This window comes from Salimicrobium album (assembly GCF_900107115.1).
In the GTDB taxonomy this organism is placed as follows: Bacteria; Bacillota; Bacilli; order Bacillales; family Halobacillaceae; genus Salimicrobium; species Salimicrobium album.
Window position 1 is genome coordinate 246,250 of sequence record NZ_FNOS01000005.1, and the last position, 25,955, is coordinate 272,204.

Genomic DNA, 25,955 nt, shown 5'->3' on the forward strand with positions numbered 1-25,955 from the left:
GTACGTGTTATTATTCCTGTACACTTCCGGAGAATGCCGGATGAAACCATGTATATTTGAAGGGAGCAGTGGCAATATGGAACCATTTATACGCAGCGATCAATACCACTTCCTGAAACAGCAGATCCGCCACATTGTTCAGACGAATGCACTTGTTAATGACAGGGAAATGGTCCGGACGGTGCAGGGGCTCGCGATGGACAAGATGAAGGATGTTTTTTACGGTCTCACCGACCTGCAGAAAAGGCTGCTCGACGGGATGACTGAACTGAAAGACCGGACAGATGTGGAAATGTTCGAAGCACGTATCCTCCCACTGGTCCATCCCTTTGAAATGCCGGAGGAAGAGGAGGTCAGAAGTCTGTTTCCGCACCTTTCCCGGGTGAAAATGCCCGTGCTCGGTTCCGGCGTAGACCGGCGTGATCTGACTTACGTAAGCTGGTTTGACCCGGGGCTCGACAGAAAATTCATTGTAACGTACAGAGAGGGCGTCCTTACGGGTATGGAAGGGTCTTTCACTTACAGTGGACGGAAAAACATGTGTGTCATCTGTCGCGAACATGAGTATGTCGGGCTTTTTGTCACAGACGCTACGGCATACAAAAGAAAAGGGAATTACGTCTGCAAAGACAGCATTACGTGTAACCGGAATATAACAGACCAAAAACATCTCCATAAATTTATGGACGACATAAAAAGATAGGATTCCCTGTCTTATTATGTCGTCTTTTCGTGAAATTTTTCTTTCTTGAATTTTCCGAATTTTTTATTTATACTTTACATACCAACTGGTTAGTATGCGAGGAGGAGAAATGATGGACTTTTCATACAATGAAAAAACAAAAGAATACCGGAAAGCCGTACGCTCATTTATGCAGGAATATATTTACCCGAACGAAAAAGTGTTTGCCGAACAGTTGAATGTCCAGACCGACCGATGGAGCGAGATTCCTCCGATCATCGAAGAACTGAAGAAGAAAGCCCGATCGCTCGGACTGTGGAACCTTTTTCTCCCGGATGAAGAGATCGGGGGAGGGCTCACCAATCTGGAATATGCTCCTTTATGCGAAGAGATGGGGAAATCGATGCTGGCTCCGGAAATCTTCAATTGTAATGCACCGGACACAGGAAATATGGAATTGTTGTCTATGTATGGTTCCCGGGAACAAAAAAAGAAATGGCTGGAGCCTCTTCTTTCCGGAGAGACCCGTTCCTGTTTTGCGATGACCGAGCCGGATGTCGCTTCTTCGGATGCGACGAATATCTCTTCCAGCATCGAGAAGAAGGATGACTCCTATATTATAAACGGCACGAAATGGTGGTCGACCGGAGCGATGGATCCGAGGTGTTCTTTCGCTATATTTATGGGCAAGACAGATACAGAAGCTCCCAGACACAAACAGCAGTCGATGATTATTGTGCCTATGGATGCAGAAGGAGTGTTAGTGAAGCGTCCGTTGAATGTGTTCGGCTATGATCATGCGCCGCACGGGCACGCGGAAATCGAGTTTACGAATGTGGAGGTGCCGAAAGAAAACCTGATTCTCGGTGAAGGACGCGGTTTTGAGATAGCCCAGGGAAGGCTCGGCCCGGGGAGGATCCACCATTGTATGAGACTGATCGGAGCTGCAGAAAGGGCGCTTGAAGATTTGTGCAGACGCGTACGTCACCGTGAAGCATTTCACCGCCCGCTGGCTGAACAGGGAGTAATCCGCGAATGGATCGCTGACTCCAGAACGGAACTTGAACAGGCAAGGTTACTGACTCTTCAGGCAGCCTGGCAGATGGACAAAATGGGAAATAAAGAAGCGAAAGCTGCGATAGCTATGATCAAAGTCACGGCCCCTTCGATGGCGCTCAACGTTATTGACCGTGCGATCCAGGCTCACGGAGGCGCAGGGGTCAGCGACGATTTCACGCTGGCCATGAATTATGCGAATGCCCGGACGCTCAGGCTGGCAGACGGACCGGATGAAGTTCACAAAAGACAGATTGCAAAACTGGAACTCTCTAAATACGAGGAGGATGGATATGCACGTACTTGATTATTTTAAGATGGAAGGGAAGACCGTTGTCATCACGGGAGGAGGAAGAGGTCTCGGAGCACAGCTCGCCGAAGGTATGGCTGAAGCGGGAGCTGATGTTGTGTTATGTTCGAGAAAACTCGAAAATTGCGAAGAGAAAGCATCCGAACTGACAGAAAATTATGGAGTGAGGACGCTGGCACTCGAATGTGACGTAACCGACGAAGACAGTGTGAGGGGCGTCATTGAGAAAGTGAAGGACGAATTCGGAACGCTTGATGTGTTAATCAATAATAGCGGGGCTACGTGGGGAGCACCCGTTCTTGATATGCCTACGGAGGCTTTTCAGAAGGTGATGAATGTTAACGTTACCGGTACGTTTCTGATGAGCAGGGAAGCTGCCAAAGTTATGAAACAGCAGCAGTCGGGTAAAATTATAAACCTGTCCTCAGTGGCAGGATTCGGTGGGGCCGATTCGAGATTTATGGACACCATCGGCTATAATACGAGCAAGGGAGCAGTGAATACGTTCACAAAAGATCTGGCTGTGAAACTTGCGGGAGACAATATCCAGGTGAATGCAATCGCTCCCGGGTTCTTCCCTACGAAAATGTCCGAGGGCCTTCTTTCGATGAATGGGGAATACATTCTGAATCAGACGCCGATGAAGCGTTTCGGGAAAGAAGGGGAATTAAAAGGCGCAGCGCTTTTTCTGGCATCCGGCGCCTCTGACTACGTGACGGGAGATATTCTCACAGTCGACGGGGGGATGCACGCAACTTGTTAAAAAGGAGGAAGCAGGCGTGAAAGGAAAGATTACCGAAACAAGCATTTCACTTTTCGGCCAAAAAGGCTTCAAGGAAACTTCTATACAGGAAATCGTCGATCATCTCGGCCTTACGAAAGGCACATTCTACTATTATTTCAAAAACAAAGAAGAAGTTCTCGTTCAGATTCATGAACGATTCATTGATGATTTACTTGAAAAACAGGAAAAAATTATGAGAAGCAGCCTTCGCCCGGAGGAGAAACTGCGCGAGCTTGTGAGGATGATGATCGAAAATATCCGTGCAAGTGTAAACAGTGCCATGATTTTTTTCCGGGAAATGCGGCACTTAAGTGAAGGAAAATTGTTATACGTAAGGCAGAAGCGGGATTTATTTCAGCAGAATATCGAAAAGCTTGTGCAGGAAGGTATAGAAGAAGGAGCATTCCGCACTGATCTTCGGGCGGACATGATCTCCTATTTCATTCTCGGCATGGCGAACTGGAGCTATTTCTGGTATGAGCCGGAAGGAGAAGTGTCGGAAGAACATCTGGCGGATATATATACAGCTATTTTATTACAGGGTCTGGAATCGAAAGAGAAGGAGTGAGGGACATGCACGAACATGATATAAAAGTGAGATTTTCGGAAACGGATCAGCTGGGACACGTAAATAACAACAATTATTTCATATATATGGAGGAAGCAAGAATACATTTCTTCGACTATCTCGACCTGGTCGGGGATGGAGAATGGAAGTTCGTTGTAGCTTCCGTAAAGTGCGACTTCGTTAAACAGCTGTACTTCGGTCAGTCGATTACGATTAAAAGTTTTGTGACGAAAATAGGGAACTCCAGTTTCCATTTGAAGCAGAACATGTATGAGAAAGAAAGTGGAGAACTTGTAGCGGAAGGGGATTCTGTAGTAGTCCAGTACGATTTCAAGACGGAAGCAAGCGAGAAGATGTCCGAATGGATGAAAAACCAGCTTGCTTCCTGTCAGTTTGAAACTGCAGAAGGGAGATGACTGTATGGACACGCGCGAAGTAAGAAAAGGAGAGGAACTGGAGAAAGAAGTTCTTGAAGAGTATTTGAGAAGTACGTTCACGGACCTTCCTAAGTCCCCGTTAAACATCCGGCAGTTCGGTGCGGGACATTCCAATCTTACGTATGAACTGAAAATCGGAGACTGGGAAGCCGTACTGCGAAGACCACCGAAAGGGCCTCTCCCTCCCAAAGCCCACGACATGGAAAGGGAATATAAAGTCATCAAAGCGGTCCACCCTTTTTTCCCCCTTGCGCCTGAGCCTCTGGCTTTTAAGGGAGATGAATTAATTGGAAAGCCCTTTTTTATAATGGAAAGGAAAACAGGGATCGTGTTCGATACCGAATGGCCGGAAGAGGTGACCCCATCGCCGGAACTTGCGAAAGATATTTCCCGGGAAATGGTGGATCGTCTGGTTGAACTTCACTCCATTGATTATACGGAGACTCCTCTGAATAATATGGTTAAACCCGAAGGATTTATGGGAAGACAGGTAGAGGGATGGATCAGGAGATATGAAAAAGCTCACACCGAAGATGTAAAAGAAGGGAGCGAGCTCAAAAAGTGGCTCGTGGAACACATACCGGAAAACGAAGAGAGTGCCATCATTCATTATGATTATAAACTCAATAACGCTATGTTTTCTCACGACGACCCATCGGAAATGACCGGTCTGTTTGATTGGGAAATGACCACTGTCGGAGATCCTCTTGCAGATCTCGGGGCGGCTATGAGTTACTGGATGGAAGCGGGAGATTCTTCTGAGTTGAAAGAAGGACTGGGGAAACCTCCTCTTACGACAGCAGAAGGGTTCTACACAAGGAAGGAATTTATGGAGAGATATGCGGAGAAAAGCGGACGCGATTTAAACAACATGAATTTTTACCTGGCTTTTGCCTATTTCAAACTGGCGGGAATCGTCCAGCAGATTTATTTCAGATACAAGCAGGGACAGACGGACGATCCGCGTTTCAGACACATGAACCATTTTGTGAATAAACTTATGGATCAGGCTGCCGTGCAGGCAGGTATTACTTAAAAAAGAGAGGGATAAATTATGAAAGCTATACAATTCAAGGAATACGGAGAGGCGGACGTTCTGAACGAAGTCGACGTCGAGATGCCTGAACCGGGAGATAACGAAGTACAGATTGAAGTGAAAGCGATCGGAGTCAATTTTGCAGATACGGCACGTCGCCGCGGCCAATATGTTGTTCCAACCCCGCTCCCTTTCGTACCAGGGGCAGAGGTCGCCGGTGTTGTAAATAAAAAAGGTAAAGGTGTCACAAACGTTGAAGAAGGGGACCGGATCGTTACCCTGGTAGAATCAGGCGGGTACAGCGAATACGTTACCGCAAATGCTTCTTCGGTCGTACCTGTACCGGATGGAGTGGAAGATGAACAGGCAGTAGCTCTGTTGCTTCAAGGTCTTACCGCTTATCATCTGATCAGCACGATGGGTCGTATGGAGAAGGGGGAAACGATCCTCGTCCACGCGGCAGCCGGTGGAGTAGGTATGATTGCGGTGCAGCTTGCTAAGCATTTTCAGGCCGGCAAGGTCATCGCTACTGCCAGTTCCGAAGAGAAACTGAAGTTCGCCAAAGATTTGGGAGCAGATGCAGGAATCGACTATACGAAAGAAGACTGGCAGCAGGACGTTGTTGACGAAACCGGCGGGAAAGGCGTGGATGTGGCGCTCGAGATGGCCGGAGGTGACGTTTTCACAGAAACGCTGAAGACGATGCGTGCCTTTGGCCGTGTACTTACTTACGGTGCAGCAAGCGGCCAGCCGCCTCAGTTGAACGCAGCCGGTCTCATGGGACGCAACCTTTCTGTTATAGGGTTTTTCCTTCCACAGATTATGAAATATCCGGAACTGATTCAAAAAAGTATGAAAGAACTGCTGACTCTTGTACAGCAGGGAGAGCTGAAACTTCATATCGGGGGAGTATATAAGCTTAGTGAAGCGCCGCAGGCTCACAAAGATCTCGAAAACAGAAAGACAAAAGGAAAATTGGTACTGAAACCTTAATAACGCTGATACGAAAGCTGTCGGGGGATCTCTCCGGCAGCTTTTTTAATTGTACAGAGGAGTGATTTCGGCAGAAAAGTGTTTAAATCCCGCTACGGCGCGGTATAGAAAAAGAAAACAGTAAAACAGGAGGTTTTAATCATGCCCTGGGATACACAGGATTATCCGGACTCTTTGAAGAACCTGGACACGGCAGTTCGAAAAAAAGCGATAACAATCGCGAACGGCATGCTTCATGAAGGTTATGAGGAAGGGAGAGCTATACCTATTGCCACTGAACAGGCAAAGGAATGGTATAGTAATGCCACGGATAACGACATCAATAAAGTGAAACAGATGACGGATAAGGAACTGCGAACGAGAGACGAGGAAAATCCGCAGAACAGCCGCCCGGAGCTTATGGAAAAAGGAGAACATGTCATTGCTCATGAAGATGGATGGGCAGTACAGGCGGAGGATGCCAGACAGCCTTCGGAAGTTTTCGGAAAGAAAGAGGAAGCAGTGAGCCGGGCGAAGGAAATAGCCGAAAATAAGGGGACGGCAATTATTATTCATAAGCAGGACGGTTCGATACAACAGAATATTTCCTATAATAAGTAAAATTAGTTTATTATTGGAATTTATGGGTATACTAAAAAATGTACATGATTTTTAACAAGGAGGAAACACACATGACAAACGGCAACCAGGGAAGAAGCGGTGAGAACCGTACGGAGGAACAGAATAAAGAATACGGACGTCAGGGAAAACATGCAAAAGGAAAGCAGCAGTCAGGTAATAGCGGAAATTCCCGTCAAAACACTCCGGATCTTTCCGAAAAAGGAGAACACGTCATTGCTCATGAAGACGGCTGGGCAGTACAGGGAGAAAATTCCTCGCAGCCTACGAAAGTCTTTGACAAAAAAGACGAGGCAATAAAAAGAGCGAAAGAAATAGCCGGAAATAAAGGCGGCAGTGTTATCATTCACAAACAGGATGGTACCATTCAAGAGAACGTATCGTATAGTAACTGAAAGGGACCCGGTTCCCGGATGTAAAATACTTATAAAGTCATATAAAAAGGAAGCTCTGATTAAGAGCTTCCTTTTTGTAATGGATTAGAGGAAAGATTTAAAAGCTTTTGAAATCTTCATAAGGGACTTCTACAGTGAAAAATACACCGTCCTCGTCTTCGGTTGCAGCGATTACTACGTGAGAATCACCGAAAATAGTACGGAAAACCTCATCACCGTTATCAAACGGGGCGTCCAGATTAAAACCGGTAGAGAGAATGGCATTACGGTCTTTCTCTGTAAGTCCTTCTGTTTCTTCAAGCGTGATCATTGGACGTACCAGGTTGCCTTCGGAAGCAGCCGTGTACTCATAGGAGACGTATGTATTCACGAGGGAACTCACCTCTCCAAGCATTTCGGCTGTGATCTCCTGAATTTCCCCGGCATCGATCAGGTAACGCACTTCCACGGGATCAAACCTTTTTAAAAAATGACTCACCGGCTTTCTCTCCTTTAGTCGGAATTTTTGAAGGGGTAATAGGAAAAATGCAGATGTATAATCAATAAGCAGCGTTATGTAAAAGAAAATCCTTTCCCTCTATCTCACGGATAAAGGAAAAGGGAAGAAGTCGTGAAGGCTTTGGCAAAAATGTTGTAGGGGGAAGTCATTTTCCAAATTAGCGCCTTCCATACTACCTTACCCGTTACGTACATTTGAAAACGTGTTTCAGTTCTTTTTATCGATAATTTTTTTGATTTTTCTTCTTCCCAGCCTGAACAAGGGGAGCGAAGTAAGAAAATCGATTGCGACAGAAATGATCAGACCGTGCAGAATCACTCCCAGAATCGTGAAGATAACGACGATCACCTGGCCGGGGAGAGTATCCGGTTCAAAGGTGGCTCTGCCAAAGAATGTAATAGAAAGAAGTGCACTAAGGAATGCGTCGGAGTAGGTCTCCAGTTCGTCCTCTATCCAAGTAAGAGGGATAATAAGTAAAAAGATCACGATGCTGATGATTCCTGCCACAAAACCGAGATGTTGGCGTTTCAAAAAGCGGAGAAACGGCTTCGTGTAGTATTTGGTGATAGATTTCAACCGGAGCAGATGAAGAATTCTGGCAAAACGCGCAAGCTGGAAGACAGCATCCAGTGGAATGGCGGCAATGACTATAAAAGGGTGTTTTTTGACAAAATCCAGTTTGCTTTCACTTTTAAAGAAACGATAGAGAAAGTCGAGAAAGAATATAGCCCACGTTCCCCACACAATAAGACTGTCGTACTGCATTTCCTGCCATATGGTGGCTACAGATAAACTGGCGAGAAGGACCATGAATACTTCATATGCTGTTTTTCCTGGTCTTCTTTTCCAGCGATTCATCCTGCAGCCCTCCTTTGAGACTTCCATTATAGCATGGAACATTTCTGAAGGGCAGACGTGCGCACATGAGCCGTAAAAAAAGAAGAAGCCGCTCTTTAGAAGAGCAGCTTCCGAATTATAAATCCATTCCGTCATAAGGTTTTATGATTCCGTAAATCGTTTCGATATAGGGAAGGGTGAGGTTCTTTTCCGCTGCCAGCCGCATCGCTCCTCCGTGGAGATGCTCCAGCTCAAGCGGGAGCCCTTTCCGTCGATCCTGATGCATGGAAGAAGTCATGTCGTTCCCAAGATTTTCGAGCTGTTTAAAAGCATGATCCACTTCATCCTGCCCTATTTTAACTCCTCTGGCGACGCTCAGTCTCTGCATATCCTCAAGCATTCGCCTGGCAATAGTAAAGGTTGGGGGATAGGCACGGATGTCTCCGATAGTGGTATTCATTGAGGTAGTGATACCGGAGAAAGCTGTAATGAACATGTACTTTTTCCAGATTTCCTTCAGAATGTCCGAGCTCCACCGGCTGTTCATCACTGCCTGTTCCCCGGCAAGGGAAAGCTCTTCACATATCGATTCCTGGGAAGGGTGAAGAGGGCCGAACACTATATTATGGAAGTCGCTCGTATGTTCCACATGCCCTTTCTCATTAAGGGTAGCTATAATAAAGGCAAGACCTCCGAGGACTGTCTCCTCTCCCAGTTCCTTTTCCAAAATAGCGTAATGTTCCACACCATTCAGAAGGGGCAGAACTTTTGCGCCTTTTTTTACGAGAGACTTCAGCCAGGGCATCGTCCCCTCCAGATGGTATCCTTTAACGGCGAGAACCACGAGGTCCGGATCTTCTATCACGGAAGGATCCTCTGCTATGTTCGGGTTTTCCCATACCGTATCTTCTACATTACTGTGGATTTTCATTCCGTGTGTCCTTAACTGTTCAGCTCTTCCTTCACGAACGAGATTGATGACGGTGTGACCGGCATCATGCCACCTCGTCCCGAAGTAAGCTCCGAGAGCCCCGGCTCCCACAATGACTATCTTCACTTCAATTCCTCCCTCTCAAATACTTACGAAACGATTATTTTTTAACCGTGGATTTCCCTGCATCAATGATGAGAATGATTGCAGTGATAGTATGCAGGATCCAGCCGACTACAGGTATGATTCCGAGGGCGTTCGCCACCATACCGGCGACGCTTCCTGAGCTGAATTCGTTCTGCTTAACGGAAACGATAAGTACGATTACGTGGAAAACGAACATAAATAGTAGCGGCTGCCAGCCGCCGCTCAGTATAAACGTCCCGCCTATGACCGGGATAGCCAGAAAAGCCTCACAAATACCGGTGATCCATTTTAATAAAGTTGTTGCACTCATAATGATCCCTCCCTTTCTGCTCGCGGTAAGACCGCTTTGTATTCAAAAATTTTCGGGGGAAGCTGTAATTTCTCCGGAAAGATGCCGATTCTGTTCCCGATAAACAACAATCGTCCCTTATTCCTTTCCTGTTATAGCCTGTTATTAAACGCTTTTACCTGCATGGGATAAGTGAAAAAGTCCTCCATGCAAAAAGAAAACACCGGTGCGGCGGTGCTTTCTTTTAAATCATTTATTGGCTTTCTGTAATTTTTTTATCATTTTCAACGAACGGCCCGTTCCGACTGCGACAGACTCCAGCGGGTTCGGGGCCATATGTACAGGAACAACGATCTCACTTGACAGCCAGTCCTGCAGACCGTTTAAAAGTGCACCTCCGCCCGTAAGTATAATACCGCGATCGACTATATCCCCGCTTAGTTCAGGAGGACAGCTTTCGAGAGTCGTGCGGATCGTTTCAAGAATTTGTGCAAGAATCTCCTTCAAGGCGCCCTGTATTTCTGTAGAAGTGAGCTGAATCGGTTTAGGCAAACCGGTCACCATGTCCCGCCCCCGCACTTCCATTGTTCTTTCTTCATGCTCGACCGGAGCCTGGCCGACTTCCATTTTAATCAGTTCGGCGGTCCGGATGCCGATAAGCATGTTGTACTGTTTGCGTACGTAATTCATAATCTCCTCATCCATCACATCTCCGCCGGAGCGGATGGAGTTGCTGGAGACGACGCCCCCGAACGAAATGATAGCCACTTCACTCGTCCCGCCACCGATATCCACTATAACGTTCGCAAGCGGTTCATCTACGGGCAGATCCGCTCCTATAGCCGCTGCTATCGGTTCCTCAATGAGGTGCACCTGTTTGGCGCCGTAGTTTTTCACAGCGTTTTCGATTGCCCGTCGTTCTACGGAGGTGGAACCGGACGGAGTGCACACTACTACCGTAGGTTTTCTGATAGACATACCGGAGGATTTCCCGGCTTTCTTCAAAAATTCTTTCAGCATCTGGGAGGTCATGTCGAAGTCTGCGATCACTCCGTCTCTGAGCGGCCTTACGGGTATGACGTTCTTTGGTGTTTTCCCGACCATCTTTTTAGCTTCTTCCCCTACGGCGATCACTGATTTGGTGTCCGTATTGTAGGCGACGACGGAAGGTTCGTTCAATAACATTCCTTTGGATTTGGAATAGATAAGTATGTTTGCGGTACCAAGATCAATTCCGATTTCTTCGTTAGATAGCATTGATTTCACTCCAGTGATGATAGATTTTTCTGAATGGATAACTCTATTATAATGTATTTGGGAAAACAGTGATAGAAATAAATGAGTGATTGTTTTATAATCGGGGGAAAGTAAAGACAGGGGGACGCTGCAGTGGGCGGTTATTTGACTTATGAAGACATACGAAAAAAAAGTGACGTCCTGAATGAATCGTATGAACTGGATGTTTCCATCTTTGAGGAAGTCGTAGATGATCTTCTGGAAAGTGAAAAAGATACGGAGAGTATCATTCTCGAAGGTTTCGAGAAATTGCTCCGTTCGGTGGATGAAACGATGACGGATATAGATTCTTTCATGGAAATGAAACCGAACTGTTTCATGGGCTGTGCTTTCTGCTGTTATTTCCCGATAAGGGTCAGCAAAATGGAAGCGAAACTCTTCTTCCGCTCCATTGAACATATGGAGCCGGATAGAAAAGAAGATATCTACAGACACTGGGAAAAATACTACGAAAAGTTCCCCCGGAAGCTGGAGGAGGCTCTGGCTATTGAGGAAGACGACCCCGAGATGAAATGGAAATACAAACAGCTGAATTTACCGTGTCCGATGCTGGATGAGGAGAAACAGTTGTGCAAGGCGTATGAAATCAGACCGGTACCGTGCCGTACGTACGTGAACTATTCCGACCCGACAGTCTGTGCTACGGAACACATGCCGAAAGAGACGACAAGTTACGACTTTCTTTATAATTTTTACTTCCAGGGTATAAATGAACTTGTGCAGGCCCTGTATGAAAACGGGGAAGAACTTCCTGTCGATTACCCGATGGACGCCTGGAGCTATGATTACCTTCCGGGATGGATCAGACAGTATCGGCAGGGAGAAATGCACGTATAGGGGGTGGGGAGATGGATCTTGCTCACATCGTTGAAGAGAAAATTAAAAAGGCGGTTGATCAGGGAGACCTCGATGATTTGCCGGGAAAGGGCAGACCTTTGCCGGAAGATGAGTTCGCCCACGTGCCGGATGACCTCAGGAACAGCTACCGCGTATTGAAAAACGCCGGCATGTTACCTGAAGAGATGCAGATTAAGAAAGAAGTGGTGGAACTCGAGGAACTGCTGGATCAGATTACGGATCCCGAAGAGAAAGAACGCACGGAAAGGAAATTGACGGAGAAACGTATCCGTTTTCAAATGCTTATGGAAAAGAGGAAAATGGCCCAGTCCGGAACTTTCGGCCAATATGAAAGTTCCATAAGAAAGCGGCTTTAAAACATAAACTTTCCGAGCGACCTCCGGGCCATACAGATCTGATAGGAAAGCCTCCCCCGCACAGGCAAGTGAGGGAGAGGCTTCATTTTTTTCTTTAAGAATAGAGACCGTTGTTAACCTGCAGAACGCTTCTCCTCTTTGGCGACTTTCAGGAACCGCTTCGTCTCCGAGGCTACGACTCCGGAAAGCAGGAGAAGTCCGATAAGGTTAGGGAAAGCCATAAGACCGTTCATGACATCAGCGAAGGTCCAGACAGTACTGAGTTCAATTACCGCACCGATGAATACAAAGGCGACGAAAAGAATTTTGTAAAATCCGAGCCCCCGGTCGTTAGTCAGATAACCGAAGCATTTCTCTCCATAATAGGACCAGCCTACAATAGTGGAGAAAGCGAAGAAGATCAGTCCGAACGTGACGATGTATCCTCCTATATCGCCGAGGAAAGCACTGAACGATGCGGTGGTCAGGGCAGCACCATCCTCGCTTCCTTCCCCCTTGTATTCCCCGGCCATAACGATGGTCAGTCCGGTCATTGTACAGATGATAATCGTATCAATAAGTACCTGTGTCATGGACACGAGAGCCTGACGGCCGGGATAGTCCGTACGGGCAGCAGCGGCGGCGATCGGTGCCGAGCCGAGTCCAGCTTCGTTCGAAAAGACTCCACGGGCTACCCCGTAACGGATGACAGTACCGAGAAGACCTCCTCCGACTGCATTAGCGCTGAAAGCATCTGTGAAAATCGTATTGAAGGCAGGGCCTACGAGTTCAAAATTAGTAATAATGATTATTAATGCACCAAGAACGTAAAAAGCTGCCATAATCGGAACGAAAAATGCCGTTACACGGCCGATGCTTTTGATTCCGCCGAGAAGAACGAGACCGGCAAACACGAGAAGAATCAGTCCTGTAATCCATGTCGGAATGTTGAATGTCTGGACTACAGCATCGGAGACGGAGTTGGCCTGGACCATGTTCCCTATGCCGAACGCGGCGATAGCTCCGAAAAATGCGAAAAGCACTCCCAGCCATTTTTGGCCGAGTCCGCGATCAAGGTAGTACATAGGTCCACCTGACATTTCACCTTTGTTGTTTTCGACCCGGTATTTTACGGCAAGTATTGCTTCTGCGTATTTAGTAGCCATGCCGAATATAGCGGTGATCCACATCCAGAATACTGCTCCGGGCCCGCCCAGCACGACCGCTGTAGCCACCCCTGCTATGTTACCTGTACCTATTGTGGCGGCAAGTGCAGTGGTCAGAGCCTGGTAGTGGGAGATGTCTCCTTTTTCTCCCTTCTGCTGAGCGCTTGGTTTAAATGCAAGTTTCAAAGCGTAAGGCAGAGTCCGGAACTGTAAAAAACCCAGCCGAAGCGTTAAGTAAACACCTGTACCTACAAGCAGTACGAGGAGAGGCCAGCCCCATACGAGGCCGCTTATGTTCCCAAGTATTTCGTTTAATCTGTCCATCTAAATCCCCCTTGTAAGATAATGCTTACATACTAAATATTCCGAAAATTCAACTAAAAGTCAAGGTTTTTATAGGAAAAAGTGAGGAAAACAGAAAAATCATTTATAATAAGAAGAGTGAAGGAGGTTACTATTATGATTCGTGTATTATTCATTTGTCTCGGTAATATTTGCAGGTCACCGATGGCCGAAGCCATTTTTCGCAGTAAGGTTGAACAGGAGGGGTTACAGGATAAAATAGATACAGACTCTGCCGGCGTGGGACACTGGCACGAGGGGTCTCCTCCTCATGAAGGTACCCGGGCTGTCCTTCGGAAAAATCACATACGTATGACAGATACGAAAGCCAGGCAGATTACGGAACAGGACTGGGAAGATTTCCACTACCTGATCGTCATGGATGATAATAACCTGAGAGATGTAGAAGCGATCAATGACAAAGAGGGTGTCATAATACAGAAACTGATGGATTACGCCGAAAATGTTCCGGAAAGTGAAGTGCCTGACCCTTACCTTACTGGCGATTTCGAAGGAACGTTTGAGCTCGTGAACAGCGGTTGTGAAGGGCTTCTGGATTCTATCAGAAGAGACCACTCATTATAGGGAAGGAAGGCTGCCAGTGCCTTCCTTTACTTTTATGAAAAAAGAGGTGTGTATGATTGAATAGTGATACAGAAGATTGGTATAGTTGGAATTGTTAAAAAATAGAAAGGTGTGTATACATGAAAAAAATAATATTTTTATTTGCTCTCGCTTTTACTCTTGTACTGGCTGCCTGCGGGACCGGCAGTGACGAGAACTCCAGTGAGAAGAGCAATAGCAGCAAAGACGGTGAGAAAGAACAGACATTATTCAAGCAGCTTCAGGAAGAAGGGGCGACTGTAGCAACTTCCGGAACCCTGCTTGCTTCCACTTACTATCCGGAGGGATCGGATAAACTGACCGGTTATGACGTGGAGGTTTTGAGAGAAATCGGTAAACGGCTGGATATCGATATTTCTTTCGAAGAAATCGGTGTGGACGGCATGCTTCCAGCCCTTAAAAATGGAAGAGTGGATATGGTAGCCAACGATTTTGAAATCACTGAAGAAAGAAAAAGGGATTTCGCATTCAGCGAGCCCTATAAATATTCCTTCACTTCGATAATTGTTCGTGAAGATGATTTATCCGGAATTGAAACGCTTGAGGACGTTTCCGGTAAAGTACACGGTGGGGGAGCGACCACTACGCACTCCCAGCTCGCAGAGGAACTGGGAGCTGAGCTGAAGACATACAATAATGTGACTAATGATGTATATCTGCGTGATGTCGAGAATGGACGTACGGATTTTATCATTAACGACTACTACCTGCAGAAACTGGCGACAGAAGCTCTTCCTGATATAAATGTGAAGATACATCCGGACATTAAATTCAACGAAGCCAAAATTGCGGTCGTTCTTCCGCAGGATGCGGACGAACTGAAGAAGAAGGTCGATGAGGCGATTACGGAAATGAGAGAAGATGGAACGCTGAAAGAGCTGTCGGAGGAATTTTATAATGCGGACGTGTCCAAACGGCCGGAAGAGGATATTCCTTCTGTAGATGAACTGGATCTTTAAGGAGGGAATAAAATGATCGGAATCGAGATAGACGATTTTGAACCCGGCAAACTATTTAATTTTCAACGTTCTATCGAAAATCTGCCCCTGATATTGGAAGGGATCCCCTACACAGTGCTTGTAGCTCTGGCAGGTATGGTTCTCGGTCTGGTTCTCGGTTTTTTTCTGGCTCTGGCACGGTCGTCGGCTCAGCTATGGCTGCAGCTTCCCGCCAGATTTTACATATCGTTCATGCGGGGAACGCCGATCCTTGTGTATCTGTTCGTCATTTATTTCGGATTTCCGGCTGTAGGTATTGAAATCAATGCCGTTTCAGCTGCCGTTCTCGGTTTCGGGACGAACAGTGCCGCTTACGTGGCGGAGATCATACGCTCCTCACTTTCAAGTGTGGACGAGGGCCAGTGGGAATCTTCCCGGGCTCTCGGGTTCTCCTACTGGAAGACATTACAAAGAATCATCGTACCTCAGGCGACGAGAGTGGCCATTCCGCCGCTTGCCAACGTGTTTCTTGACCTGTTGAAAGCTACCTCTCTCGCAGCAATGATCACTGTGCCCGAAATATTGAATAAAGCGCAGATAGCGGCAGGGAGAACGGTAGATTCCATGACGATGTACATTACTGCCGCACTCGTTTACTGGGCTCTGACTTTATTATTCTCTTTCTTTCAGAACTATTTGGAGAAAAGGTATAACAGATATGTATAAACGCCATCCGGAGACGGAGGCGTTTTTTTCTTTACACATTCACCGGGCTGCTATATAATCTAAATCGTAATCATTCTTATTTATAATTGGAGGAGGCGAATCATGGCTCAGGAACCGCTTATTGAACTTGAAGATGTGTCTTTCAAATATGACAGGAATTGGGTAGTGGAGAACGTAAACATGACTATAAACGAAGGGCAGTTCGTCGGTCTTGTCGGACCGAATGGTTCCGGTAAATCCACCCTGATCAAACTGATGCTCGGTCTCGAAAAACCGGTCAGGGGACACATCCGGCTGTTTGGTAAAGAAGTGAAAAAGTTCAATAGATGGCAGGAAGTGGGCTTCGTCTCACAGAAAGCGAACAGTTTCAACTCGGGATTTCCGGCTACCGTCTATGAAGTCGTCCGCTCCGGTCTTGTATCCCGTATGAACATGTTCCAGCTCTTTAATCACAGTCATAAAGATAAAGTGCTTGCCACTTTGCGCGAAGTGGAGATGGAAGAATATGCCCAACACTCTATCGGTGAACTGTCGGGAGGGCAGCAGCAGCGGGTGTTTATTGCCCGTGCTCTGGTGAGCGACCCTTCCCTGATTATTCTCGACGAACCCACTGTCGGAGTGGACAGTGAACATGTTACTGCTTTCTACGATCTTTTAGCTAAATTGAACGGAGAGCGCAATCTCACTCTTTTAATGGTAAGTCACGATATCGGCACCATTACAAGCCACGCTACACACGTTGCCTGCATGAATAAAACAGTCCATTTCCATGGTTCCACGGAGGATTACGAAAATATGGACGATGAAACTTTGAGTCTGATGTATGGTCACTCCCTGCAGCAGCTTACTCATAACCACGAAGGGAGTTCACTATGATTGAAGCGATTGTGGAATATGAATTTTTACAGAATGCGGTGATTACCGGTCTGCTCATCGGACTTGTAGCTCCTTTGCTCGGAGTATTCATCGTCGTGCGGCGACTGTCGCTGATAGCGGACGCCCTCTCCCACATCACTTTAACGGGGATTGCTGCCAGTCTGCTGATTGAAAAGCGCGTATCGGCAGTGGACGACTGGAACCCGATGTATATGGGGATGGCGTTTTCCGTTCTGGGTGCTGTGTTCATAGAAAAATTGAGAAAAGTGTACAAGCATTACGAAGAGCTGGCAATCCCTATCATGTTATCGGGCGGAATAGGCCTCGGCGTTATACTTATTTCTCTGGCAGACGGATTCAATACGGACTTATTCAGTTATTTATTCGGAAGTGTTACAGCCGTCAGCAGAGGAAATATGTGGACAGTAGCTGTCATCACCACGCTGGTCGTAATTATCGTCCTTATGTTTTACAAAGAGCTTTTCGTACTTTCCTTTGACGAAGACCATGCGTCTATTGCCGGGGTGAATGCCAGGTTCGTCCACTTTTTATTTATTGTAATGGTAGCTCTCGTCATCGCCTCGGCCATGCAGGTAGTCGGCATACTGCTCGTTTCGGCACTCATGACGCTGCCTGTCGCATCCGCTCTCCGCATGTCCGTCAGTTTCAGGCAGACAATCGGTCTTTCGGTACTGTTCGGAGAAATTTCCGTTGTTATCGGGCTGATCAGTGCGTATCAGCTGGATGTACCGCCGGGAGGGACGATCGTAATGGCTGCGGTGGTGCTTCTTATGATAAGTATGCTGTACAAAAAATTCCGTTCCGGTCTTTTTGAGAAAGGAGAAAAAGTATGAGTGTAATGAACCGTGCTTTACAACAGCTGAAGGAGAAAGGGTACAAGAAGACGAAACAGAGGGAGCGGATTATAGAAATATTCGCATCGCACGATCAGTACGTACCGGCAAAGAAGATACTTCAGGATATGCAGAAGGAGTTTCCGAATATAAGTTTCGATACAGTCTACCGGAATCTTTATCTTTTATCCGGAGAAAACGTGCTTGAGGCTACAGAACTTGAAGGCGAAAAACATTTCCGGCTCAGCTGCGGTACCGGGCACCATCATCACCATTTTATTTGCACAGACTGCGGAAAAACGAAGCTGATAGAGTTCTGTCCGATGGAAAAGATAAATGAAGATTTAAAAGGCTATGATGTGGAAAGTCATAAGTTTGAAATTTACGGGAAGTGCCCGCTATGTGCTTAACCCCGTGAGTTTATAAAGAAAGACTTTCAGGCGTGAAGTAATTGTTATGGATGAGAGGTGTGTGGAATGAAAAAGTCAGGTATTGCTCTGTTTTTACTCGCAGTAGTCGTTCTCTCGGCCTGCGATAGCGGCGAAGCCGGGAAAAAAGGGAATGAGGAAAAGGGAGATGTCATTTATACTACTGTGTATCCATTGCAGTTTATGACTGAGAAAATAGCAGGTGAGACGCTTGAGGTCGAGTCTATCCTGCCGGCAGGTGCGGATGCACATACGTATGAACCGACGACCAAGGAAATGGTACGTATGGCAGAAGGAGAGGTATTCATCTACACGAAAGATGACTTCGAGGCATACGCAGAGACGATCGCCGATACACTGGAAGCGGAAGATGTCCGAACGGTTGCTGCGGCAGAAGGCTTGGGAGGGTTGAAGAAGGAGAACGGACATGAAGAAAAAGAAGGCGGGGATCATGACGGCCACAGCCATTCCTCGAGCGGAGAGGATCCTCACATATGGCTCGATCCTGTGATTATGACGGAAGTGGCGGAAGAGATTGAAAAGGAACTGGCGACTATGTATCCGGAAAAAAAGGATGAGTTCAGCGAGAATACAAAAAAGTTGAAGGCAAGACTTCACGAACTTGATGAACGTATGGCCGCCACCGTCAAAGAGGCGGACACTCAGGAAGTGATAGTCTCACACGCGGCATACGGGTATTGGGAGGACGCCTACGGCTTAAAACAGATTTCCGTAGCCGGTCTCTCCTCTACGAATGAACCTTCTCAAAAAGAACTCGAACACGTGATCGAAACTGCAGAGGAGCATGGACTCAACTACGTATTGTTCGAAAAGAACGTGTCTATGAAAGCGGCGGATATAGTACAGGAAGAAATAGGGGCAGAAGCCCTTTATCTGCATAATCTGGCTACGAGAACAGAAGAAGAAGCGGAAAAAGGAAAAGATTACTTCGACATCATGGAAGAAAACAGGGAAGTTCTCGAGCAGGCCTTGAACCGGTAAAGAGGACCCGTCTACACTTCAGACCGGGTCCTGCGTGACGGATACATCTTTTTTGAAAAAGAACACCAGAAAAATAAAGACGAGCAGACCTACGATCAAAAAGAAGAGAGACAGGTCCGGGAGTATGTCAAGAACGATTCCCGACAGAAACGGACCGAGAATACTGCCGATGCTGAACGACATCCCGCATAATATATTTCCGGCAGGGAGGAGTTCCCGGGGCAGAAGATCAGTCATATAAGAGATGCCCAGGGAAAATAAAGATCCGACACAAAGTCCGGCGAAAGCAAAGCATAGAAACAGTACAGTGGCCGAAGACTCGTAGAAGGAAGCGATGAGAAAAGCGGCTGTGCCTCCGGCAAGAGCATAGCGTATGACGCGGGGGCGCCCTATGGAATCGCTCCAGCGGCCGAGCGGAATCTGTGATAAAAGACTTGCTGCAGCGAAGGCCGGGATAATGAAAGAGACGGTCTGCACTTCGTGACCGATACGTAATCCGTAAACCGGGAATATGCCGTGCAGCGACGCTTCCAGAAAGCCGTAGCAGAGCGGACCGAGAAAAGCGGGCCAGGCTATTGCGGCGGCTTTGAGGAATCTTCCGAACGAACTGGATCCGTGAGCGGAGGCGTAATCTTCCTCCGGAAATTCATTTCCCACTTTCAGCATGAACAGCCATACGACCAAACTGAGGAAAGAAGCCAGCAGGAAAGGAAAGTACGTACTGACCGAAAGAAGATTGGTCATAAGAGGGCCCAGTGTGAAACCGAGACTGAAGAACAGCCCGTAATAGGCGATACTGCGTCCGCGGCTTCCTTTGTCGGCCGTAGTCGTAATCCACGTCTGCGTACCGAAGTGCAGAATCTGATCCCCGATACCTATAGCTACACGGAGGGCGAACCAGAACCATAGGGACTGCCAGAAAGGAAAAAGGAACAGCGACGTAACCACCAGGAGACCTCCGACCATAATAATCGGCTTGAAGCCGAGGGAACGGAGCGGCTTTTCTATAAAAGGGGAAGCAAGGAGAATACCTATGTAAAGACCTGTAGCATGGATGCCATTCAAAGAGGAGGATACTCCGTTCTGTTCCAGAATGACAGCCAGTAGAGGGAGGAGCATCCCTTGAGAAAACCCGGAAATAGTAACGAGTCCTATTAAGACCCGGAATCTCTGTTTTACACTGAACATGGTACTCCCTCCCTCCGGTAAAGTCTTCCTACAGAATAAGCGAACAGAGGGATCGTTTGCAAGAAGATTAATTTTACGTTAGAAATACAGATGAATCGGTTATACTATGAATAAAGACGCATTTTAACAGAGGAGTGAGAGGGAATGGAATTTTATCTGAAAGATGAAGGCATCCGTACATCATTCGAGTTCGACAATCTTAATATTTCCAGTGATGAGAATTACGGTTTCCGTCCTTACCAGCTGATGACGGCTTCCATAGCCGGGTGCAGCCTGAGTGTGTACCGGAAAATTCTCGATAAGCAGAGGATCAAATATGAAGACATCAATCTTACAGCTGATGTGAAAAGAAACCCTGATGAAGCGAACCGGATTGAAAAAGTCCATCTTCATTACGTAGTGAAAGGCTATCATCTGAACCAGGATAAGCTGGCTAAAAACCTTGAAGTAGCAAGAAAAAACTGCTCGATGGTGCAGTCAGTGAAAGACAGTATCGACATTGAAGAGACTATAGAATGCATTCAATTGAGCTGACTGAAGCCCTGAACTGTAACCCTGAAAATGGACAGTTTAATAAAAAGTGCTAGGCTGCTATAAGATGACCTCGGTATTGAGCCGGGGTCATTTTTTGTAAGGACCACTGGTATCGATGGTTGTTGTAATAATCCATGTATTCGTCGATGGCTTGTTGCACCTCGGAGAAAGAGAAACAGGCCTTGAAGTTGATGCCGTCTTTCATGTGGCCGAAGAAGGATTCCATCGGGGCATTATCCCAACAGTTGCCTCTTCGAGACATCGACTGGTGTAACCCCAGGTCTTTCACTTTTTTCTGGAACGCAGGATGCGTGTAATGCATACCCTGATCTGAGTGAATCAGACAATCGGGATGAGGGAAGAAATCCTCCCGTTCCATTAACTTATCAAGAGTCGTGTAGACGATATCCATCTTCAAAGAGGTCGATAGATAGTAAGCCAGAATCTCACGGGTCGCCCCATCTTTGATGGCCGAAAGGTAAGCCTTCTGTCCCTTCGCATAATAGAGATACGTGATATCCGTTAAAAGGACGCGTTGTGGTTCCTCGTGATCGAAGTGACGCTCCAGCTTATTGTCACATGTTTGATGTTCCTGGGTCGCTTGAGCGATTTGTTTATAAGGGTTCGCTCTGCGAATGGTACATACGAGGTTGTATTTCTTCATGATGCGTCGAATACGTTTATGGTTCATCACGACGTGTTCATCGTTCTCCACCATCATTTTGATGGGGAGAGCTCCGATTCTGCCCTGACGCCGGTCGAACGCTTTCTTGATGATTTCATAATCCGCCTCACCTTTCTGTTCCCTCTTATGACGGGCATCCTCTGATTTCAACCAGTTGTAGTACCCGGACCGGCTTACCCGGGCAATCTCACAAAAATACCGGATCATATGGGGGAAACCATGAGTCCGGAGGACTCGTTCAATGAGTTGAAATTTCTCTGAGGTGGTTATCTCTTCTTCTTCGCCTGCCTTTCGAGTTCGTCGAGCTTTTTTACAAAATCCAACTCTGCCTCCAAATACGCAATACGCGCTTCTGCCTTCTTCAATTGATCTTCGGAAGAAAGATGTTTCGAGGAAGGTCTCCCTGTGGAACCTTTGCCCCGTAACCCATCTTCTCCGTGTTCATGGAATATCTTGCGCCACCGTTTCAAACACTCTTTAGGCTTCTTGGCGCCAATCATCGCCACATCGAAACCGTGGTTTACAAAGATATGAGACGGGCTCTTTCCTTCTTGGTTTTCTTTCACAGCCTTCACTTTGAAGGCTGGGGCATAGGTGATGGAACGATCAGTCACCTTGAGGACGTTCGGATTGGACGCTAACTCTTTTCTTTGTGCTTCGGTAAACATTATCTTCGTCATGTTTTTCAACCCCGCTCTTTGTCGTTAATTTGATTATAAAGGAACTTCGAGGTTAGGAAACATAAAAAACCCCGAATAAGGGGCACTTTTTTTCGTGTCCATTATTCGGGGTATAGTTCACCCTCTGCCTGGAGGGCTTTTTTTCCGGAAAAAATATCGACAGTGCGGTTGAACTGTACTATCATGAACTGGAACCGATTTAGAAGAAAAGGAGCTTTTTATGGAGGATCAGGAAAAACTGAGTAATTTGAAACTGAAGTTGGCTCAATTCGCCGAACGGATCGATGAACTGGATCCGGAAGAAACGGACGTCAAAGATATTGATGAACTGATACGAATGCTTGATGAACTCGAAGATAGAATGAAATGACTTTTTCAACCTTTTCAGACATTATGGGAAAGGGTTGATTTTTTTATATTTATTCTTTATCATGGTAAATCGTTAATGAGATGAAAGGGGTGGGGATGATGGCATCGGCTGTTATTGTATCCGTGCTGGTTCTGACTATTCTCAGTCTGGCCAGGGTCAATGTTATAGTAGCAATTATAGCTGCAGGTCTTACAGCGGGAGTGATGAACGGAGAATCGCTGACGGAGGCTCTGGATTTGTTCATCGCCGGCATGGGAGACCAGGCTGAGGTGGCACTTAGTTATATACTGTTGGGAGCTTTTGCGGCCGCCATCAGTTTTTCGGGTATTACGACGCTTCTCGTGCAGACGCTCCTGCACCTGCTGAAAGATAAAAAAGTATGGCTCGTATTCATCATAGCAGCAGTGGCGAGTCTCTCACAGAACGTCGTCCCTGTACACATCGCTTTTATTCCGATTCTTATTCCACCGCTTTTACACATGTTCGACCAGATGAAATTGGACAGAAGAGCTGTAGCGGCAGCACTGACATTCGGTTTGAAAGCACCTTATGTCACTATTCCGCTCGGTTTCGGTCTTATTTTCCACCAGACAATCCAGGATGCGATGCAGTCGAATGGAGTGGAAACATCTATCAGTACGATCGCCAAATCGATGATAATACCTGGTCTCGGGATGGTGACCGGTCTTCTCGTCGCTGTACTTATCACTTACAGGAGACCAAGGGAGCCGCGCGCTTCGGATGGAAGCGGTCTTTCCGAAATACCGAAAGATGAGCAGGTGACATTTCGAAAACAGCACGTTTACACCATTATAGCGATCGTAGTGACGCTCTTTATACAGGCAGTGTGGGGGAACCTTATATTTGCAGCTCTTGCCGGACTGATCGTTATGTTCATCTTCAGAGTCGTTCCTTTTCAGTATGGTGATCGTACGATGGGAGAGGGCATAACCATGATGGGTTTTATCGCTTTTGTCATGCTGACGGCTGCCGGGTTCGCTAACGTCCTTACAGAAACAGCTTCTGTCCAGGACCTCGTGGAATCGAGTTCAGGCATGATCGGTGATAATAAAGCAGTAATTTCACTCGTGCTTCTTCTCGTAGGCCTTGTCGTTACCATCGGTATAGGTTCGTCTTTCGCTACCGTCCCTATTCTTGCTGCGTTATTCGTTCCGATTTGCCTGGAAGTCGGTTACTCTCCTATGGCGATCGCTGTTCTGATCGGTACGGCAGGGGCTCTCGGTGATGCCGGGTCCCCCGCTTCCGACAGTACGCTCGGACCTACGTCGGGTCTTAATGCGGACGGTCGTCACAATCATATCTGGGATACATGCGTACCGACTTTCCTGCATTATAATATACCTCTGATCATTTTCGGATGGGCGGCGAGCCTTCTATTCTGATGGCACTTTATTGAAAGTCTTACTTTTTCTCTTCGGGAAGAAGTAAGGCTTTTAATTTTCAACGGTTCCTGAAGAGCCTAAGGTTTCGTCTATACTGAAGTAAGGTAGAGAAAAAGCGGGAGGAATGATTATGTGGACAGAAAATATCGAATTGCCGTTCCGTTATGATTTTTCGTTTGTACTGGATCGTATGGGAGAAGACCCGCTCATCCGGCTGGACAAGCAGGAACAGTGGGTGGATGTTCCGCTGGTACTTCATGGCAATGAAAGAGAAGTCGCACGTGTGCAGTCTACAGGTACAAGAGATGCGCCGGAGTTCCGGGTTACGGGGGAGCGGGATAGAGATACTGTAGTAAATAGACTCTACGAAATTTTTCAATGGGACGTTGATCTTGAGAAAGTGGACGCTCACTTCCTCGGGACTTCGTTAGCCGACCTTCAGAAAAAGTTTCCGGCCACACCGGTAGTCCGAAGTTTTCATATGTATGATGCACTCATGAGAGTGATTATCCATCAGCAGCTTAATAAAACGTTCGCATATCGGTTGAGTACCAGATTTGTAGAAAATTTCGGGGAAAAGGAAAAGGGCGTCTGGTTTTATCCGTCTCCGGAGAAAGTGGCTTCACTCGCATATGATGACCTCCGGGAACTGCAGTTCAGTCAGAGAAAGGCGGAATATGTAATCGATACTTCCGGTAAAATCGCCCGCGAGGAGCTGGAGTTGAACGATTTTGAACAGATTGGTGCGGAAGATACGATAACGCAGCTGACCAAAGTGCGGGGAATAGGGAAGTGGACGGCCCAGAACTGGCAGATGAGAGCACTCGGCCGTGCAGACCTCTTTCCGGAAGCGGATGTAGGGATCCAGAACGCCTGGAAGTTGTATTTCGGAAAAGAATCGAAACCTTCGCAGGAAGAAATGCTTCGGGTCAGCCGGGAGTGGGCACCCTACAGAAGTTATGCTTCACTCCTGTTGTGGAGAAGTCTTATGGAACAGTAATAAAATGCATTGAAAGTGGAGATAATTCAGAAGTTTCAGGGTGTATCCGCTTACTTGGGAAAGTTTTCCGAAGCCTGTTTACAAAGGGTGTAAGACTCGTTATAATCCGTCTTTGTGAGAAGAAATTACGGATAAAACGAGGGGGTTGTGTTCCATGTGGAAACAAATGAAAAGTTTTTTGCTGATGAATCTTGGTGCTCTTTTTGTAGCAGTGAACGTAACTTACTTTCTGTCTCCTAACGATTTGGCTACCGGAGGCGTCAGTGGTCTTTCCATCGTAATGAGTAATGTTTTCCCTGGACTGTCTCTCGGGCTGATTATGGTTATACTCAACATTCTTTTATTTATCGTCGGATTCATTTTTCTCGGTTTTCGTTTCGGCGCGAAGACGATATATGCGGGTTTCGCTTTATCCTTCATGGTGTGGGGGCTTGAGACGTATTTTCCTATTCAGGAAGCGCTCAGCGAGGACATTTTGATTCAGCTGATTATCGGTCAGATCATCGCAGCTTCCGGAATGGCTATCGTCTTCCATCAGGGTGCTTCCACCGGAGGTACCGATATTATCGCTATGATTCTCAATAAATATTTCTCCATTGAAGTCGGGAAAGGGGTTCTCGTCTCCGATATTGCTATCGCGATATCTTCCGTACTCGTATTCGGCCCGGCTATCGGCATGTATGCATTTTTCGGAGTCATTTTGAACGGTCTCGTTATAGATTACGCTCTCGAACAGTTCGAAGACAACAAGGAAGTCGTCATCATCAGCCAGGAAAGTGACGAAGTCCGTCAGTATATTGTAGAAAAACTGGGTCGCGGAGCTACTATCCATCAGGCTAAGGGTGCTTTCAACAAAGAGGACAGAGAAGTGATCACTACGGTGCTGACCAGAAAAGAATACACTCTCCTGAAAAAATCCATGACTCTCATTGATGAGCATGCGTTTATCACTGTACACAAAATGAATGAAATACTGGGAGAAAACTTCAAACGTTTAGCTTCCTGATAAATACTCCTGCTTTGGACAAAGAACCCTTTTGCGTAAAGTTCTTTATTCGAAGCAGGTTT

The 25,955-nt window shown here is 46.7% G+C and carries 31 protein-coding genes; 23 read left to right on the forward strand and 8 right to left on the reverse strand.

Annotated elements, in window-relative coordinates:
- Positions 1-76: 76 nt before the first annotated feature.
- The 9 genes from BLU03_RS10820 to BLU03_RS10860 all read left to right on the forward strand — a co-directional run bounded on the left by BLU03_RS10820 (position 77) and on the right by BLU03_RS10860 (position 6,879).
- Positions 77-703, forward strand: coding sequence for a FusB/FusC family EF-G-binding protein (locus BLU03_RS10820; protein WP_076571355.1), 627 nt, complete (start codon positions 77-79; stop codon positions 701-703).
- 112 nt (positions 704-815) lie between these two features.
- The gene (locus BLU03_RS10825; protein ID WP_093107766.1) at positions 816-2,045 is read left to right on the forward strand and encodes an acyl-CoA dehydrogenase family protein; all 1,230 of its coding nucleotides are present in this window, start codon (positions 816-818) and stop codon (positions 2,043-2,045) included.
- Positions 2,032-2,811, forward strand: coding sequence for an SDR family oxidoreductase (locus tag BLU03_RS10830; RefSeq protein WP_093107768.1), 780 nt, complete (start codon positions 2,032-2,034; stop codon positions 2,809-2,811). The genes BLU03_RS10825 and BLU03_RS10830 overlap by 14 nt, the downstream gene beginning before the upstream one ends.
- Before the next feature lie 16 nt (positions 2,812-2,827).
- A complete protein-coding gene (locus BLU03_RS10835) occupies positions 2,828-3,400 on the forward strand; it encodes a TetR/AcrR family transcriptional regulator (RefSeq protein ID WP_008588379.1) in 573 nt (190 codons plus the stop codon).
- A 5-nt stretch (positions 3,401-3,405) separates the two neighbouring features.
- Positions 3,406-3,816: an acyl-CoA thioesterase gene (locus tag BLU03_RS10840; protein WP_008588381.1), complete on the forward strand. Its 411-nt coding sequence runs from the start codon at positions 3,406-3,408 to the stop codon at positions 3,814-3,816.
- A gap of 4 nt (positions 3,817-3,820) precedes the next feature.
- A complete protein-coding gene (locus tag BLU03_RS10845; protein ID WP_076571364.1) occupies positions 3,821-4,873 on the forward strand; it encodes a phosphotransferase family protein in 1,053 nt (350 codons plus the stop codon).
- An 18-nt stretch (positions 4,874-4,891) separates the two neighbouring features.
- Positions 4,892-5,866, forward strand: a complete 975-nt coding sequence (locus BLU03_RS10850) for a quinone oxidoreductase family protein (protein WP_093107770.1) — start codon at positions 4,892-4,894, stop codon at positions 5,864-5,866.
- Positions 5,867-6,007: 141 nt separating this feature from the next.
- The gene (locus BLU03_RS10855) at positions 6,008-6,466 is read left to right on the forward strand and encodes a DUF2188 domain-containing protein (RefSeq protein WP_093107772.1); all 459 of its coding nucleotides are present in this window, start codon (positions 6,008-6,010) and stop codon (positions 6,464-6,466) included.
- Between the two features lie 71 nt (positions 6,467-6,537).
- Positions 6,538-6,879: a DUF2188 domain-containing protein gene (locus tag BLU03_RS10860; RefSeq protein WP_084193883.1), complete on the forward strand. Its 342-nt coding sequence runs from the start codon at positions 6,538-6,540 to the stop codon at positions 6,877-6,879.
- A 97-nt stretch (positions 6,880-6,976) separates the two neighbouring features.
- Here the strand turns inward: BLU03_RS10860 and BLU03_RS10865 are convergent, their stop codons facing one another.
- The 5 genes from BLU03_RS10865 to mreBH all read right to left on the reverse strand — a co-directional run bounded on the left by BLU03_RS10865 (position 6,977) and on the right by mreBH (position 10,839).
- Positions 6,977-7,357, reverse strand: coding sequence for a hypothetical protein (locus BLU03_RS10865; RefSeq protein ID WP_076571370.1), 381 nt, complete (start codon positions 7,355-7,357; stop codon positions 6,977-6,979).
- Positions 7,358-7,585: 228 nt separating this feature from the next.
- Complete coding sequence (locus BLU03_RS10870) at positions 7,586-8,236, reverse strand: hypothetical protein (RefSeq protein ID WP_076571372.1); 651 nt, start codon at positions 8,234-8,236, stop codon at positions 7,586-7,588.
- A gap of 115 nt (positions 8,237-8,351) precedes the next feature.
- Positions 8,352-9,272, reverse strand: a complete 921-nt coding sequence (locus BLU03_RS10875; protein ID WP_076571374.1) for a ketopantoate reductase family protein — start codon at positions 9,270-9,272, stop codon at positions 8,352-8,354.
- 34 nt (positions 9,273-9,306) lie between these two features.
- The gene (locus BLU03_RS10880) at positions 9,307-9,603 is read right to left on the reverse strand and encodes a hypothetical protein (protein ID WP_008588398.1); all 297 of its coding nucleotides are present in this window, start codon (positions 9,601-9,603) and stop codon (positions 9,307-9,309) included.
- A gap of 228 nt (positions 9,604-9,831) precedes the next feature.
- Positions 9,832-10,839, reverse strand: coding sequence for a rod-share determining protein MreBH (mreBH, locus tag BLU03_RS10885; RefSeq protein WP_008588401.1), 1,008 nt, complete (start codon positions 10,837-10,839; stop codon positions 9,832-9,834).
- Between the two features lie 132 nt (positions 10,840-10,971).
- On the opposite strand from mreBH, the gene BLU03_RS10890 reads away from it, so the two are divergent.
- Positions 10,972-11,715 carry a YkgJ family cysteine cluster protein gene (locus tag BLU03_RS10890; protein WP_008588403.1) on the forward strand — a complete coding sequence of 248 codons (744 nt, stop codon included), beginning with the start codon at positions 10,972-10,974 and terminating at the stop codon, positions 11,713-11,715.
- A gap of 11 nt (positions 11,716-11,726) precedes the next feature.
- Complete coding sequence (locus BLU03_RS10895; protein WP_093107774.1) at positions 11,727-12,092, forward strand: DnaJ family domain-containing protein; 366 nt, start codon at positions 11,727-11,729, stop codon at positions 12,090-12,092.
- A 113-nt stretch (positions 12,093-12,205) separates the two neighbouring features.
- Here BLU03_RS10895 and BLU03_RS10900 read toward each other — a convergent pair whose 3' ends face one another.
- Positions 12,206-13,561, reverse strand: coding sequence for an alanine/glycine:cation symporter family protein (locus tag BLU03_RS10900; RefSeq protein WP_076571378.1), 1,356 nt, complete (start codon positions 13,559-13,561; stop codon positions 12,206-12,208).
- A 135-nt stretch (positions 13,562-13,696) separates the two neighbouring features.
- Between BLU03_RS10900 and BLU03_RS10905 the strand changes: the two genes are divergently transcribed.
- The 7 genes from BLU03_RS10905 (at position 13,697) to BLU03_RS10935 (ending at position 19,027) form a co-directional block, all read left to right on the forward strand.
- Positions 13,697-14,164, forward strand: a complete 468-nt coding sequence (locus BLU03_RS10905; protein ID WP_008588409.1) for a low molecular weight protein-tyrosine-phosphatase — start codon at positions 13,697-13,699, stop codon at positions 14,162-14,164.
- Between the two features lie 119 nt (positions 14,165-14,283).
- Positions 14,284-15,162: a transporter substrate-binding domain-containing protein gene (locus BLU03_RS10910; RefSeq protein ID WP_093107776.1), complete on the forward strand. Its 879-nt coding sequence runs from the start codon at positions 14,284-14,286 to the stop codon at positions 15,160-15,162.
- Between the two features lie 12 nt (positions 15,163-15,174).
- Positions 15,175-15,867, forward strand: coding sequence for an amino acid ABC transporter permease (locus BLU03_RS10915; RefSeq protein ID WP_076571382.1), 693 nt, complete (start codon positions 15,175-15,177; stop codon positions 15,865-15,867).
- Positions 15,868-15,969: 102 nt separating this feature from the next.
- Positions 15,970-16,743, forward strand: a complete 774-nt coding sequence (locus tag BLU03_RS10920) for a metal ABC transporter ATP-binding protein (RefSeq protein WP_008588416.1) — start codon at positions 15,970-15,972, stop codon at positions 16,741-16,743.
- Entirely contained in the window at positions 16,740-17,597 is an 858-nt protein-coding gene (locus BLU03_RS10925) for a metal ABC transporter permease (protein ID WP_008588418.1), read from the forward strand. The genes BLU03_RS10920 and BLU03_RS10925 overlap by 4 nt, the downstream gene beginning before the upstream one ends.
- A complete protein-coding gene (locus BLU03_RS10930) occupies positions 17,594-18,007 on the forward strand; it encodes a Fur family transcriptional regulator (protein WP_008588420.1) in 414 nt (137 codons plus the stop codon). Before BLU03_RS10925 ends, BLU03_RS10930 begins: the two co-directional genes overlap by 4 nt.
- Positions 18,008-18,073: 66 nt before the next feature.
- Positions 18,074-19,027 (forward strand): metal ABC transporter substrate-binding protein, encoded by a 954-nt coding sequence (locus BLU03_RS10935; RefSeq protein WP_093107778.1) that lies wholly within the window; start codon positions 18,074-18,076, stop codon positions 19,025-19,027.
- Positions 19,028-19,045: 18 nt separating this feature from the next.
- Here BLU03_RS10935 and BLU03_RS10940 read toward each other — a convergent pair whose 3' ends face one another.
- Positions 19,046-20,215 carry an MFS transporter gene (locus tag BLU03_RS10940; protein ID WP_093107780.1) on the reverse strand — a complete coding sequence of 390 codons (1,170 nt, stop codon included), beginning with the start codon at positions 20,213-20,215 and terminating at the stop codon, positions 19,046-19,048.
- A gap of 144 nt (positions 20,216-20,359) precedes the next feature.
- Here BLU03_RS10940 and BLU03_RS10945 point away from each other — a divergent pair, with 144 nt between their 5' ends.
- Positions 20,360-20,749, forward strand: a complete 390-nt coding sequence (locus BLU03_RS10945; protein ID WP_093107783.1) for an OsmC family protein — start codon at positions 20,360-20,362, stop codon at positions 20,747-20,749.
- Between the two features lie 49 nt (positions 20,750-20,798).
- On the opposite strand, the gene BLU03_RS10950 is transcribed toward BLU03_RS10945, so the two are convergent.
- Positions 20,799-22,114 (reverse strand): IS3 family transposase gene (locus BLU03_RS10950; RefSeq protein WP_093107785.1). Its coding sequence is split into 2 segments (ribosomal slippage): positions 20,799-21,754 and positions 21,754-22,114, totalling 1,317 coding nucleotides; the frame shifts between segments, so codons are not numbered across the junction.
- A 220-nt stretch (positions 22,115-22,334) separates the two neighbouring features.
- Here BLU03_RS10950 and BLU03_RS13540 point away from each other — a divergent pair.
- From BLU03_RS13540 to BLU03_RS10965, 4 genes are all read left to right on the forward strand, one after another.
- Positions 22,335-22,484: an SE1561 family protein gene (locus tag BLU03_RS13540; protein ID WP_008588430.1), complete on the forward strand. Its 150-nt coding sequence runs from the start codon at positions 22,335-22,337 to the stop codon at positions 22,482-22,484.
- Positions 22,485-22,582: 98 nt separating this feature from the next.
- On the forward strand, positions 22,583-23,887 hold the full coding sequence (locus BLU03_RS10955; protein WP_076571387.1) for a Na+/H+ antiporter family protein: 1,305 nt from the start codon (positions 22,583-22,585) through the stop codon (positions 23,885-23,887).
- A 130-nt stretch (positions 23,888-24,017) separates the two neighbouring features.
- The gene (locus BLU03_RS10960; RefSeq protein ID WP_076571389.1) at positions 24,018-24,887 is read left to right on the forward strand and encodes a DNA-3-methyladenine glycosylase family protein; all 870 of its coding nucleotides are present in this window, start codon (positions 24,018-24,020) and stop codon (positions 24,885-24,887) included.
- A 154-nt stretch (positions 24,888-25,041) separates the two neighbouring features.
- Positions 25,042-25,893, forward strand: a complete 852-nt coding sequence (locus BLU03_RS10965) for a YitT family protein (protein WP_008588437.1) — start codon at positions 25,042-25,044, stop codon at positions 25,891-25,893.
- Positions 25,894-25,955 lie beyond the last annotated feature (62 nt).